This is a genomic window from Paenarthrobacter sp. 2TAF44 (genome assembly GCF_052114885.1).
Taxonomy (GTDB): domain Bacteria; phylum Actinomycetota; class Actinomycetes; order Actinomycetales; family Micrococcaceae; genus Arthrobacter.
Genome location: NZ_JBFRFP010000005.1, coordinates 220,288 through 234,302 on the forward strand (window position 1 = coordinate 220,288; position 14,015 = coordinate 234,302).

The window sequence follows — 14,015 nt, forward strand, 5'->3', positions numbered from 1 at the left end:
AGTCGCAATGGGCCATATCTGACCCCGCGTTGCTTTAGAGGGCGAGGGATCGGACGGTGAAGTCCGTGTTCCCATCCATGCTGAACACAGAGGATCCCGTGTTGTCCCAGTCCGGGAAGAAGATGTCCGAAATGACTGCAGCCCCATCCTGGGCGAAGACCTCCACGGACGAGGAATCCAGGAGGATGCGGAGGCGGACCTTGCTGTCGCTGCCGGAGGAGGGCAGGGCAACCTCGTGGTAGGGGCTGAATTTCTCGGAGAAGTTGCTGGTCCCGGCTTTGGAACGGTCAACCCTGACGGTGCGCTTTTCCTTGTTGTAGGAGATACGCAGGCCAGCGCTGCCGTCAGCGGATCGACGAAGGAGAATTCCTGCTTCCCGAGCCGAGGCAAGGTCCATTTCGAGTTCAATGAGCTGCGTACGACGGGCGAAATCACTGCCAAGATCCTGCACGTCCGGCCCGACGGTGAGGTTTTTGCTCTTCACCTCACCTCCGGCATGTTCGAGTGCTTCCCTCGCCACGCCGGCAATGGCCGATCGCAGTTCGAACCGCTTCTGGCCCCGCACCAGGGTGAGCTCGCGGGGGATTGCCATGGATCCGCGCCAGGGCGTGGTGGGAACGTGTTGGGCGTAGTCCCAATTGCCCATCCAGCCAAGGAGCACGGGCTTGCCGCCGGGCGCTCCGGAGATCGAGTTTGCCGCATAGTAGTCGGCGCCATGGTCCAGCCACTGGGATTCCGTGAGCGGGGCATCCGCGGGCGCGGCGTTCTCGGCCGTGAAACGGGTGCCGTCAAATTCGCCGACGAAGTACTGCATGCCTGAGCCACCCGCGATGCCACCGGGGTTGATGCTCAGCAGCATGACCCACTTCTTCGCGGTGGAGTCCTCTACGTCCATCTGGATGAGTTCCGGCACCTCCCAGAGTCCGCCCTGGGCGCCGACTCCGGAGAAATCACTGAGGAAGTCCCAGTGGAGAAGGTCCGTGGATTTGAACATCTTCACTACCTGCGCGTCCGCCACGACAGTGGTCATCACCCAGTATCGGCCGGGCTCGTACCAAGTGATCTTGGGGTCGCGGAAGTTGTTGTTGGTGGGCGCCAGGTTCAGGACAGGGTTGCCCTTGTACTTCTGCCAGGTGCTGCCGTTGTCCAGGCTGAAGGCTACGGATTGCGCCTGCGCACCTTGTGGGAGCACGCCGTTCTTTCCGTAGGCACTGGTGTAGAGGGCAACCATGGGCGGGTTCTGCGCGGACCCCAGTCCGGACGCGTTGTTCTTATCCATCACGATCGAACCGGAGAAGATTTCCTCCTGCGGGCTCGCCTCCATGGCAACAGGCTGCTGTTCCCAGTGCACCAGGTCCGTGCTGGTGGAGTGGCCCCAGGACATGTTGCCCCACGAGTTCCCGCGCGGGTTGTACTGGTAGAAGGCGTGGTAGGTCCCGTCGTGGTAGACGAGGCCGTTGGGATCGTTGAGCCAGTTCTTTTCAGCCGTCAGGTGGGCTGCGGGCCGCCACGGATCCGAAACGGATGGCCGGTGGCCGCCCGGGATGGGGGCCGACGTCGGGCTTTCCGTTGCCAGGCCGGGGCTTTCCGGTGCAGGAGCAGTGCAGGCGGCAGCAGAAAAGGCGACCACGACGGCGGCACTTGCGGCCAGCAGGTTACGGCGGGACAGGCGGGGATTGGGGTAAGTCATGGGGAGAGATCCTGGGGTTGGGGAGTGGCAGGGGTGCCGGCCCTTGTGGAGCCTGCACCCCTGCCGTGGCCTAACGGCCGGGGGTGTTGCGGCCTACTTGTAGAGTCCTTCGCCGCCAACGCGGACGTTGGTGGGCAGGTAGCCGAACGGACCAAGGCCGTTCTTGCCGAAGCTGCGGTCAACCTGCGTCACGCCACCCTGGAAGTTCATCTTCACGGTGGGGGACAGGGAGCCGCCGCGGACGCCGCCCACGTTGTCGATAAACGACTGGACGAGGCCACCGGGCTGTACGTAGTGCGAGTAAGCCTGGAACTGACGACCATTCTGGCGGGGGTCCGGACCCTCCGGCGCGTTGGCCGGCATGTTCAGGTCCGTGGGGGAGCCCAGGGCCAGGCCGCTGTTGTTCACCGGCTGGAAGTCCGAGCGAACGCCGTTGCCGACGAAGCCGTAGACGCCGTCCGGGCCACGCATGCCATCGGCGTAGGTGAACTGGTGGCTGATGGTGAACAGGTAGTACTTGTTCTTGCCGTTTTCGTTCTGGATGAAGATCTGCGGACGCTCAGTTTGGTCGTTGACGCAGTTGGCGGACAGGATCGGGGGCAGGAAGCTCCACTTGGTGAGGTCCTTGTTGTCGGCCACAGCCAGGCCCACGTTGGCGGTCTGGTACCAGGCACCTGTGGTGGTGTTGACCTGGTTCAGGCTCTCGGCGTGGGGATCGCCCGCTTGGTAGCCGAGGTCTTCCTGCTTGCACTTGTAATCGCCGCGCGTGCCGCCGGTGTTGCCTTCGAAGACCATGAAGGTCTTGCCCGGGTGGGCGGGGTCCGCGAAGGTGTACGGGTCACGGAAAGCGAAGCCCGGGTTCTGGGCCTTGTTCTGGTACATCTTTCCGTCCGGCTCCAGCAGCTTGGTGTGCTCGAAGCCATCGAAGGTCACGCCGTCCTGGTTGGCGTGGATGTTGCCCAGTGCCTTCGCAATGACAGCATCCGGAGCGATGCCGCCGCCGCCTGCGTTGCGCTCAGCAACGTCGTAGAACGTGGTGGCCGTGTAGAAGACGTTGATCTTGTTGCCCTGCATGAGGCGCGTGGAGCCGGACCATTCCGTGTTGCCGATGGACGTGTTGTCCAGGAACAGGTGTCCGCCGTAGTTCCACTTGTCCTTGGCAGGATCAGCGTTGGTCTTGCGGAAGAAGTACCCGATCCGGGCGTTCCAGTGGCGCTGGTCGAAGCCGTAGCCGGCGTGCCGGTCAGCTACCAGGGAGAAGATGACGTCCCAGCCCTTGTAGCTGATCTGGTTCGCGTTCTCGTCCGTCAGGGACCAGGTGTCCCAAACCCAGACGTCGTCGTTCATGGCGGGGAAGTCCTTGGGGATTTCCGGCATGGTGACGTCGGGGCTCATGGAGTTCTGGCCCGGAGCAACGTTGGTGTTGCTCTGTGCCATGATCTGCTTGGCGTCCGCACGGGTCCATTTGGACGTGAAGTCGGCGGCGGGGTCGTACGCCTCCTGCGTGTGGACGGAGGGCAGTGGGAAGCCGGGCGTGGGTGCCGGCATGGTGCTCGACGGCGGGTCAGCCGGCAGGTTGGCCTGCGCAGCCGGCGTCACCAGCAGGATGCTTCCGGCCACGCTGGCTGCGGCTGCGAGGGCGGCTGCCTGTCGCAGACGGCGGCGCGGCCGTTGAAGGGTTGAGTGCGTGTTCATGCTTGCTCTTCTCGCGGAGTGTTGGACTTCGTGGAGTGGGGCGCATGCCCTGATCCCCCGGGAGGGGGCTCGCTACTACAGCGTCCGCTCGATCCGCTGATGGCGTCTTCGAGGGACGCCATCGTTTCGAGGTGCGGCGAACCCCTTGCAGGGTTCTCGCCGCGGCGGCTCCGGCACGTCGACTTACCGGAACGACTCCCACGCTAGACGGGCTTCGCGGGACAAATCAAAGCACGTTTCAGAGGCCAAAACGGATTGTCAGACATCTGTGTGCAAGCGCTTACATTTCTCAACGCGTGCGCGTGCCACAACTCCGCGACGGAATCAATTGTTTCGTTATAAATCAGATTTAATCTGAGAATTTGCTGTGTGTTTACTTTTGAAATGGTTCAAGTCACACAGACGATGGAGGCCTACTGGCGGTAATGGAGGGGATTGTTGGAGGTTGGCCTTCAGAGCTTCGCGATGATTTCCGCAAGCAGTTTGGAGATACGCTTGCCTGCCGCTTGGCCGGCCTCGAGGACTTCGGCGTGGCTCAGCGGAACCGGGCTGATACCCGCGGCGAGGTTGGTGACCAGCGAGATGCCGAAGACCTCCATGCCTGCATGGCGTCCGGCGATGGCTTCCAACGCCGTAGACATTCCCACGAGGTCCGCTCCGATGCGCTTGGCGTACTGGACCTCGGCCGGTGTCTCGTAGTGAGGACCGCTGAACTGGGCGTAGACACCTTCCTGCAGTGACGGATCAACTTCGCGGGCCAGTTGCCGGACACGTGAGGAGTAGAGGTCCGTGAGGTCCACGAACGTTGCGCCCTCAAGCGGGGACGTGGCGGTCAGGTTGATGTGGTCGCTGATGAGTACAGGCGTGCCCGGGGTCCAATCCTCATTAAGGCCACCGCAGCCATTGGTGAGGACCAGCGTCTTGCAACCTGCGGCTGCGGCGGTGCGAACGCCGTGGACGACGGAGCGGACACCCTTGCCTTCGTAGTAGTGCGTCCTGGCTCCGAGGACCAGGGCGCGCTTGCCTTCCTTGGTCAGGACGGAGCGAATGGTTCCCACATGGCCCACAACTGAAGGTTGGTGGAAGCCGGGAACCTCGGAGGCATTCAGCGTGGCCGTAGTTTCACCAATGAGATCCGCAGCTTCGGCCCAACCGGAACCGAGTACCAAGGCAACGTCGTGGGACTCAACGCCGGTCTCTGCGGCAATGAAGTCCGCGGCGGCCCGGGCAGCTTCGAAAGGGTCTGTGTTCATCAGCTCAGTGTTACTCACTGGTACAAGCTACCTTGCGTGTGCGGCAATTTGGTAGGGACGCCTTTTCGACACCCGTGGGTGAGGCTTGGCTGACTGGCAGCCTGCGCTGCAATGAGCGAGAATTGAGGATTGTGACCACCCAAGTTGACTTCAGTTCCCCCCGTATCGCGATTCTGGGAGGTGGTCCCGGAGGATATGAAGCCGCCATGGTGGCCGCTTCCCTTGGCGCAAAAGTCACCATCGTCGAGCGGGCAGGCCTTGGCGGCTCCGCCGTGCTGACCGACGTCGTGCCTTCCAAAACCCTTATTGCCACCGCCGACCTCATGACCCGCGTCGGTGAGGCGGACGAGTTGGGCGTCAAGTTCGACGGCGACGGCGGCGGCTCCAAGCCCCGCGCCGACCTGAAGCACATCAACAACCGCGTCCTGGAGCTGGCCCGTGGACAGTCCCACGACATCCGCGCGGGGCTGGAGCGCCTCGGCGTGGAGATCGTGATCGGTTCCGGCAAATTGCTGGACAACAACACGATTGAGGTCCTGACCCTTGAAGGCGTCCGCACCATCGACGCCGATGCCATCCTGCTGGCGGTGGGCGCACACCCGCGCGAGCTCCCCACTGCCAAGCCCGACGGCGAACGCATCCTCAACTGGGCCCAGATCTACAACCTGGACGAGCTGCCCGAGGAACTGATCGTGGTGGGCTCCGGTGTCACCGGCGCCGAATTCGCCTCCGCCTACAACGGCCTCGGCTCCAAGGTCACCCTGATTTCCAGCCGCGACCAGGTCCTCCCCGGTGAGGACACGGACGCCGCCAAACTGCTGGAAGGCGTCTTCGAGCGCCGCGGCGTGCGCGTGTTGTCCCGGTCGCGGGCCAACGCGGTTGAGCGGACGGACGACGGAGTGAAGGTCACCTTGGGCGATGGATCGGTGGTCACCGGCTCGCATTGCCTGGTGTGCGTTGGTTCCATCCCCAACACGGCCGGAATCGGGCTTGAGGAAGCAGGGGTGACCTTGACGGAGTCCGGGCACATCAAGGTGGATGGTGTCTCGCGCACCACTGCCCCCAACATTTACGCAGCCGGCGACTGCACGGGAGTGTTCGCGCTGGCGTCCGTGGCCGCCATGCAGGGCCGCATCGCGGTTGCACACTTCATGGGTGATGGCGTGAAGCCGCTCAAGCTCAACCAGGTGGCGTCGAACATCTTCACGTCCCCGGAAATCGCCTCCGTGGGTGTTTCCGAGGCCGATCTCGCCTCCGGCAAGTACCAGGGCGACGTCGTGATGCTCTCGCTGCTGAGCAATGCCCGCGCCAAGATGCGCAACACCAAGGATGGCTTCGTCAAGATCATCGCCCGCAAGGGATCCGGCACCGTGATTGGGGGCGTGGTGGTGGGACCGAACGCTTCCGAACTCATCTTCCCGATCTCCGTGGCCGTGACGCAGAAGCTGCACGTTGACGACGTCGCCAGTGCTTTCACGGTGTACCCGTCACTGACTGGGTCCATCTCGGAGGCAGCCCGGCGCTTGCACGTGCACATGTAGTTTTTGCTCCTGTGGCGCCCGTTTCGATGGCTTGCTGCGGATTCGATGGTTGGACGTCGAATGCGCAGCGAGCCATCGAAACGGGCGTTTCTGTTTCCTACGTTTGGAGGCTCGCGATGGCTTCGGCGAGTGGCAGGTGCAACGCAGGACCGTGGCCCGGCAGGATCACGTTGGCTTGGACGCTGCTCAAGGAGCGTGCCGCTGCGAGGGCGGTCTCCGGATTCGAGTGGTACATCCGGTGCAGCATCTGGGGCCCGGATTTTGTGCTGATCGGGTGGCCACTGGCAAATGTGTCACCTACGGCGATGGCCTGCGCCCCGGGGATCAGTAGAGCAACATTGCCTGGGGTGTGACCGGGCAAGAGGATGGCTTCCGGCTGGCCGGGCAGGCTCCGGAGCCTGTTCTCGTCCCACGGCTCGGCGCGGATTGCGGGCTCCGCCTGGAGGGCTTTCGCTTTGATGACATGGAGCAACCAGCGGAAAACACGTGGCCGCCACGCCCGGATAATCACCTGGCCGAACGTGACCTGGTGCTTCTCCTTGCCCTGAACGTGGGCAAGTTCCTCCGGGGAACACAGGATGGGCGTGCCGAACGTCCGCGAGAAGTACGCCGCGGAGCCCGTGTGGTCCACATGGCCATGGGTGATGAGCATGGCTTTGGTATTGGCGGGATCCAGCCCCAGTTGGCGGATGGACTCGAGGACCAGGTCCCGGTCGGCAGGATATCCGCCGTCGATCAGCAGGAAGGCAGGCCTGTCCGCGGAGGCCGGGGCATCCCGGAGAATGACCCAGTTGGACGCAGGACCCTCGACGAAGAAGACCCCTGGCGCCTGCTCAGATACGTTCACCCGAGAAGTCTAAGCGGGGACACCTATGCAGCAGCCGCTTGGAAGTGCTTCTCGATGAGCCCCTTGATGTCCTCGTGGCATCCGCCGCACCCTGTTCCGGCGCGGGTGGCCTTGGAGACCTCGCCAACAGTGCTGCAACCATCCAGAACGGAATCCTCAATGCTTGCCGCGCTGACGCCTGCACAGCGGCACACTGTGCGCTGGGGATCGTTGCTGGTAGCGCCGGAATCCAACTGGTCCGGGCCGTCCAGGCGAAGCAGCAGGGAACGGTCCGCTGGCAGCTCTGAGGAACGTTCGAAAAGGACCACCAGTTCAGCCGCAGTCCGGGGCATGCCCACGGCCACCAAACCCTCCAGCACTCCGCCGCGCGTTGTCATCTTGACGTAGCGGCCGTGCTCGGGATCGGCCCACTGGGAGATCTGGCGGCGTGCCCGGCCAGCAGTGGCCCCGGCTTCCAGAAGCTCTTCGTCCCATGGATCGGCTTGGTTGTCGCCGGCAACGGCAAGGTTGATGCCCCGTGCTTTTAGAACCACGACGCCGGGCTTTTCCGTGGCCAGGGCTTCCAGCGCATCCGCGGCTTCCTGGCCGTCTTGTGCCAGGACCACGAGATATTCAGCCAGCCATTCAGCCTGACGCCAGCCGGGGCCTACCAAACCGGAGGGGCCTGTGGCGGTCCGGCAATCGAGGCAGGAAGCGTCAGGGCAGCGGACCTCGGCACAATCGCCGATCGCGAACATGTGTGGCTCGTGGTAGGTCCGGAGATGGTGGTCCACCAGAATTCCGACCGCAACAGGAAGGCCACAACCCTCGGCCAGTTCGATCCTCGGGCGGACGCCGCAGGAGAGGACCAGCAGGTCGCCGTCGATCGCCGATCCGTCCTCCAGCAGGAGAGCCGAGAAAGATCCGCCGGGTCCAGCGGTTTCCACACCTGTAGACCTCGCGTTGCCGGCCATCCGAACGCCGCCGGCGCGGAGGCTGCTGGTGAGGACGGATCCGCTGCCGCGGTCAATGCTCCGCCCCAAGGGGAAGGGCCCGTTGTGGACCACCGTTGCCTGCGCGCCTTCCTCCGCGGCGGCGAGGGCAGTTTCCAGGCCAAGCACGCCACCGCCCAGGACCACCACGCGTTTGCCGCCAGCGACAGCTTCACGGAGTACCGCAGCATCACGAAGATCGCGCAGGGCAGTGACACCCGCCGGAAGAACGGGTCCCGCCGGATCAGGGTTCAAACCGGTGAGGTTGGGAATGACCGGCCGGGAACCGGTGGCAAACACCAGGCGGTCGTAGTGTTCGTTGGTGCCGTCGGAGAGAATCACGTGCTGGCGTGCGCGGTCAATCCTCTTGACCTTGACGCCCAACCGCACGTCGACGCCGTCGGCCTCCAGTTCAGCAGCATCAGCCATGGCCAGGGCCTCAGGAGTGGTCCGTCCGACGCCGAGTTCGGCCACCATGACGCGGTTGTATGCGGCCTCAGCTTCCTGGCCGACCACCAGCAGTTGCACGAGTCCTGTGCGGACCGCGGGAAGCAGCTCGTCCACCAGTCGCGCAGCAACCGGGCCGAATCCAACAACAACAATGCGCTCGCTCATGATGCCTCCTTGGCGTGCAAGGGCAGCCCGGATCCGGCAGGCACAGCGACTGGAGCCGCTGAAACTGTGGTGGACGCTGCCCGCCGGACCCATACCCGGCTGGTCTTGAATTCCGGCATGCCGGAGATGGGATCGGTGACCGCCTCCGTGAGGCGGTTGGCGTTTTCCTGGCCCGGGAAGTGGAACGGGAGGAAGACAGTGTCAGGGCGGACCGAGTTGCTGAGTTCCGCCCGGCAGAGGACCTCACCGCGCTGATTGGTCACGGTGGCGTAATCGCCGTCGGCAATGCCACGCGCTGCGGCCGTGCCAGGGTGGATCAGGAGCTTAGCCTGAGGTTGGGACGCCAGCAGCTCGCTCACGCGGCGGGTCTGGGCGCCGGACTGGTAGTGCTCAAGGAGGCGGCCAGTGGCGAGGGCCAGGGAGTCGTCCGCAAACGAACGTACAGCCCGCTTGGAAGGGGAAACCGGAACCATTACGGCCCGGCCATCAGCATGCGCGAACCCATCAGTGAAGAGGCGCGGCGTTCCCTGGCTGCCCACTGGATAGGGCCAGTAGGCAGCTTCGCCACGATCCAACATGGCGTAGTCGATGCCGGAGTAGTCAGCCAGTCCACCGGCGGAGGCAAGCCTGAGTTCTTCAAACACTGTCTCGGGGTCATCGCTGAACGTGGAGGGAGCCTCGAGCATTTCCGCGAGCCGTGCCATCAGCCACAATTCGCTGCGGACGCCCGGGGGAGGAGTGATTGCCTTGCGACGCCGGATGACGCGTCCTTCAAGGTTGGTCAGCGTCCCTTCTTCCTCGGCCCACTGCGTCACGGGCAGGACCAGATCGGCCTCGGCTGCGGTCTCGGACATGAAGAAGTCGCAGACCACCAGGAAGTCCAGGCTGCGGAGTCCTTTGGTTACCGCGTTGGTGTCCGGCGCCGAAACCACCACGTTGGCGCCGTGCACGAAGAGGCAACGGACGCCGTCGGGCTTTCCGAGTGACTTGAGGAGTTCGACGGCGGGAAGGCCGGCTCCGGGGATCAGCGACTCGTCCACGCCCCAGACCTTGGCGACGTGGGCGCGCGCGGCGGGATCGGTAATTTTGCGGTAGCCGGGGAGCTGGTCGGCCTTCTGGCCGTGCTCACGGCCGCCCTGGCCATTGCCTTGGCCGGTGAGTGTGCCGTAGCCGCTGCGGGCCGAGCCGGGCAGGCCCAGGAGGAGGCTGAGGTTGATGGCAGCGGTTGCGGTGTCCGTCCCATCGACGTGCTGTTCCACGCCGCGGCCGCTGAGGATGTAGCTGCCGCCGTTGCGGGCGCCTTGTGCCAGACGCCGGGCGGTCTCACGGATGAGGGTGGCCGGGACACCGGTGATGGACTGGACGCGCTCGGGCCAGAAGGCGTTGAGGCTGCGAACCACGGAAGCATAGCCCTTGGTGTTTGCCTCGATGTAGCTGGTGTCGGCCAGGCCTTCGTGGACCACAACGTGGCTGATGCCCAAAAGGAGGGCCAAGTCTGTGCCGGGCGTTGGCTGCAAATGGAAGCCGCCGCCGTCGCCCGTGAAAGCCGCCGTGGCCGAACGCCGGGGGTCCACCACGATCAGCCCGCCGGCGTCGCGCGCGCCCTGAAGGTGCTGGACGAACGGAGGCATGGTCTCGGCGACGTTCGAGCCGAGCATGAGGATCACGGAAGCGGAGTCCAGGTCAGTGACGGGGAAGGGGAGGCCGCGGTCCACGCCGAAGGCGCGGTTGCCTGCCGCTGCCGCCGAGGACATGCAGAAGCGGCCGTTGTAATCGATGCGTGAGGTGCGTAATGCCAGCCGGGCGAACTTGCCCAGCATGTATGCCTTCTCGTTGGTGAGGCCGCCACCGCCGAAAACTCCGACGGCGTCGTTTCCGTACTGCTTCTGGGTGTCCTTCACAGCGGCGGTGATCAGCATGAGCGCCTGGTCCCAGGAGATTGGCTGGTGGACGCCGTCGGATCCTTTGAGCATAGGTTCGGTGACGCGGCCGTTGTGACGCAACAACGACGCCGATGTCCAGCCTTTGCGGCACAGCCCGCCCCGGTTGGTGGGGAAGTCGCGCCCTGAAACTTCCAAGGGCACGGCAACTTCACCGGGTATTGCAGGTGTGGCAGGGCTTGCCGGTGCTGCGTCGGACGAGGGCGCGGGCGCTGCCCCGGCGGCCGAGGCAGCCGGGGTCAGCGTCATGGCGCACTGGAGCGCGCAGTAGGGGCAGTGGGTATCGGCGCCGTTGGGCATCTAGATGTGTCCGATCGTGTTGCGCTTCTGGGCGGGGCGGATGTAGCAGACCCAGCAGACGGCGAGCATCAGGACGTAGGCTCCAACAAATCCGTAGAACGCCGGGGTGTAGGAGCCGCTTGATGAGCTCGACGCGTTCAGCACCTGAGGGATCACGAATCCGCCGTAGGCACCGATCGCCGAGATCAGGCCCAGTGAGGAGGATGCCAACCGTGCCGTTGAGGCGCTGGGGGCGCCTGAGCGGGCCGCCCGGCTGGAGGTCGCGAAGATCACCGGGATCATTCGGTAGGTAGCGCCGTTACCGAAGCCGCTCGCCACGAAGAGCACCAGGAACAAGGTCAGGAACAACCAGAAGTTCTTCAGTGGCAGGGTCCAGATCATGGTCAGGGTGATGACAGCCATGGAGGCGAACGAAACGATGGTCATCCGGGCGCCGCCCATGCGGTCTGCCATGCGGCCACCGTAAGGACGGGCCAGCGAACCGACCAGCGGGCCGAGGAATGCCAGGGAGAGGGCCACTGCACCGAGGTGGATGGAGGAGAAATCGGGGAAGTAATCCTTGATCAGCTTCGGGAAGACGCCGGCGAAGCCGATGAAGGAGCCGAATGTTCCGATGTAAAGGAAGGCCATGATCCACAGGTGCGGTTCTTTGAGGGCCGCTACGGATCCGGCCACATCACCCTTGGCGCTGGTGAGGTTGTTCATGTACTTCCAGGCACCGAATGCCGCGATCAGGATCAGCGGGATCCAGATGATGCCGGCCATCGGCAGGTTCACGGTTCCAGCTGCGAGCAGGGTGATGGCGATGGGAACCACAAGCTGCGCGACGGCGGCACCAAGGTTTCCGCCCGCGGCGTTCAGGCCCAGGGCCCAGCCCTTTTCGCGTGCCGGGTAGAAGAAGGTGATGTTGGCCATCGAGCTGGCGAAGTTACCTCCGCCGAAGCCGGCGAGGGCTGCTACCAGGAGCATGACACCGAACGGCGTTTCCGGAGTGGAAACACAGATCGCCAGGCCACTGGCGGGAATCAGGAGGAGCAGTGCCGAGACGATGGTCCAGTTGCGGCCACCGAACTTCGGCACCATGAAGGTGTAGGGGATTCGCAGCGTGGCGCCTACGAGGCTGGGGATGGAGATGAGCCAGAAGATCTGGTTGGTATCGAACTTGAAACCTGCTGCGGGGAGCTGGACGACAACGATCGACCAGAGCTGCCATACGACAAAGCCGAGGAATTCGGCGAAGATCGACCAGTACAAATTGCGCTTGGCGATGGACCGGCCTTCGGCTTCCCACTGGCCCTTGTCCTCGGCATCCCAGTTGGCGATCCAGCGGCCGGGGCGGTGTTCAAGGGTGGGAACGGCGGTAGCAGTGGACTGGGTGGGGGCCAGTTCTTCTGCAGTGCGGTCAACAGTCACGGAGTGCCTCCTTCGGGGGACGTTGTTCTTCCAAGGTAGGTTTCACGCGTTTCGCGGACCGTCGCCCTTTGTAAACGTGCTGTGACATTTCCCTATCGGCGGGGTCACCAGCGCGTGAGGGAATGGTGAGGTATTGTGGCCCGGACCACAGAATGAGACTTTTCCATCGGTCCGCATAGTGGACTTAGTTGTCCAGTCAATGGACTGCGGGAACTATTATTGAACTCTCGAATAATCCTTCGCCGGGCGGGCTCGCCAGGGGCATCGGCCGGTGTGAACGAAAGCTGCTACTACATGTCTTCCACAGCACCATCCAAGGAAGGTGAGTTCACTAAGCCAGTGAACTCACGGGGCAAAGTGATCTTCGCCAGCCTGATCGGCACGACGATCGAGTTCTACGACTTCTACGCCTATGCCACCGCGTCAGTGCTCGTCTTCCCCAAGCTCTTCTTCCCCGACGCCACTGACATCAATGCGCTGCTCAGTGCGTTTGCCATCTTCGGTGTTGCCTTCTTCGCGCGTCCCATCGGCGCAGTTGTCTTCGGCCACTTTGGTGACAAGATCGGCCGCAAGGGCACCCTGGTTGCCTCGCTGTTGACCATGGGTATCGCAACCTTCCTGATCGGCCTCCTGCCTACGGCCTCCATGGCGGGGTGGGCGATCCTGGCCCCGATCATGCTGGTTGTCCTGCGCTTCTTCCAAGGCCTGGCCTTGGGTGGCGAATGGTCCGGCGCAGCCTTGCTGGCTACCGAGAATGCACCTGAAGGCAAGCGCGCCATCTATGGAACTTTCCCGCAACTGGGTGCCCCTATTGGCTTCATCATCGCCAACGTGATCTTCATCTGGATGAACGTTGCCCTGACGGCCGAAGAGTTCCTCGCGTGGGGTTGGCGCGTTCCGTTCATCCTCAGCGCTGTCTTGGTCATCGTGGGTCTTTACGTCCGCCTGAAGCTGGTGGAGAGCGTGTCCTTCACCAAGGTGATCGAACAGGAAAAGGTCCAGAAGCTGCCCCTCGCCGCAACCTTCAAGAGCCACTGGCGCCCGGTTCTGGCCGGCACCTTCATCATGTTTGCTACCTACGTGCTCTTCTACATCATGACCACGTTCACGCTGTCCTACGGCACCAAGCCCACCCTTGCCGGTGCCCAGGCAGCGGCGGACAAGGCAGGCAAGCCGATGACGGCGGACCAGATTGCGGCGTTTGTTCCCGGACTGGGCATCACCCGGTCCGACTTCCTCTGGATGCTGATCATCGGCGTCGTCTTCTTCGGTATCTTCACCGTGGTCTCCGGACCTTTGGCCGAGAAGTGGGGCCGCCGCAAGTTCCTGCTGGGCGTCACCGTCGGCATCTTCGCGTTCGGTGCGCTGTGGTTCACCATGTTTGGTCCCAGCCAGGCAGCGGCAATGGTTGGCCTCATTGTGGGCTTCACCCTCATGGGCCTCACCTTCGGTCCCATGGCGGCCATCCTGCCTGAGCTGTTCCCGGCCAACGTCCGTTACACCGGCTCTGCGGTGGCGTACAACCTGTCTTCCATGATCGGAGCGGCCCCGGCATCGTTCGTCGCCATCGCTCTCTGGCAGGCAGCGAACGGCAGCACGTGGCTGGTTGGCGTTTACATGGCGATCGCTGCGGTGATCACGTTCGTGGCGCTCTGGCTCACGCGCGAGACCAAAGACATGGACTACGAGAACAACGTCGCCTGACCTTCGGGACTTAACGACGTCGGCCCCGCACCTTCCAGTGCGGGGC

9 protein-coding genes are annotated in these 14,015 nt (G+C 63.7%); 2 read left to right on the forward strand and 7 right to left on the reverse strand.

Annotated elements, in window-relative coordinates:
* Positions 1–34: 34 nt before the first annotated feature.
* The 3 genes from AB4Z15_RS07785 to AB4Z15_RS07795 all read right to left on the reverse strand — a co-directional run bounded on the left by AB4Z15_RS07785 (position 35) and on the right by AB4Z15_RS07795 (position 4,638).
* Positions 35–1,690, reverse strand: a complete 1,656-nt coding sequence (locus AB4Z15_RS07785; protein WP_442016809.1) for a glycoside hydrolase family 32 protein — start codon at positions 1,688–1,690, stop codon at positions 35–37.
* Between the two features lie 93 nt (positions 1,691–1,783).
* On the reverse strand, positions 1,784–3,385 hold the full coding sequence (locus tag AB4Z15_RS07790; RefSeq protein WP_442006260.1) for a glycoside hydrolase family 68 protein: 1,602 nt from the start codon (positions 3,383–3,385) through the stop codon (positions 1,784–1,786).
* A gap of 452 nt (positions 3,386–3,837) precedes the next feature.
* Complete coding sequence (locus tag AB4Z15_RS07795) at positions 3,838–4,638, reverse strand: purine-nucleoside phosphorylase (protein WP_442016810.1); 801 nt, start codon at positions 4,636–4,638, stop codon at positions 3,838–3,840.
* 131 nt (positions 4,639–4,769) lie between these two features.
* On the opposite strand from AB4Z15_RS07795, the gene AB4Z15_RS07800 reads away from it, so the two are divergent.
* Positions 4,770–6,179, forward strand: coding sequence for an NAD(P)H-quinone dehydrogenase (locus tag AB4Z15_RS07800; protein WP_442016811.1), 1,410 nt, complete (start codon positions 4,770–4,772; stop codon positions 6,177–6,179).
* Positions 6,180–6,276: 97 nt separating this feature from the next.
* Here AB4Z15_RS07800 and AB4Z15_RS07805 read toward each other — a convergent pair whose 3' ends face one another.
* Genes AB4Z15_RS07805 through AB4Z15_RS07820 form a run of 4 tightly spaced genes read right to left on the reverse strand, consistent with a single transcriptional unit; the run spans position 6,277 to position 12,265 of the window.
* Positions 6,277–7,026 carry an MBL fold metallo-hydrolase gene (locus AB4Z15_RS07805; protein WP_442016812.1) on the reverse strand — a complete coding sequence of 250 codons (750 nt, stop codon included), beginning with the start codon at positions 7,024–7,026 and terminating at the stop codon, positions 6,277–6,279.
* Positions 7,027–7,049: 23 nt separating this feature from the next.
* A complete protein-coding gene (locus tag AB4Z15_RS07810; protein WP_442016813.1) occupies positions 7,050–8,612 on the reverse strand; it encodes an FAD-dependent oxidoreductase in 1,563 nt (520 codons plus the stop codon).
* The gene (locus AB4Z15_RS07815; RefSeq protein WP_442016814.1) at positions 8,609–10,852 is read right to left on the reverse strand and encodes a molybdopterin oxidoreductase family protein; all 2,244 of its coding nucleotides are present in this window, start codon (positions 10,850–10,852) and stop codon (positions 8,609–8,611) included. The genes AB4Z15_RS07810 and AB4Z15_RS07815 overlap by 4 nt, the downstream gene beginning before the upstream one ends.
* The gene (locus AB4Z15_RS07820) at positions 10,853–12,265 is read right to left on the reverse strand and encodes an MFS transporter (RefSeq protein WP_442016815.1); all 1,413 of its coding nucleotides are present in this window, start codon (positions 12,263–12,265) and stop codon (positions 10,853–10,855) included.
* 294 nt (positions 12,266–12,559) lie between these two features.
* Between AB4Z15_RS07820 and AB4Z15_RS07825 the strand changes: the two genes are divergently transcribed.
* Positions 12,560–13,969, forward strand: a complete 1,410-nt coding sequence (locus AB4Z15_RS07825) for an MFS transporter (RefSeq protein ID WP_442016816.1) — start codon at positions 12,560–12,562, stop codon at positions 13,967–13,969.
* The last annotated feature ends 46 nt before the right edge of the window (positions 13,970–14,015 follow it).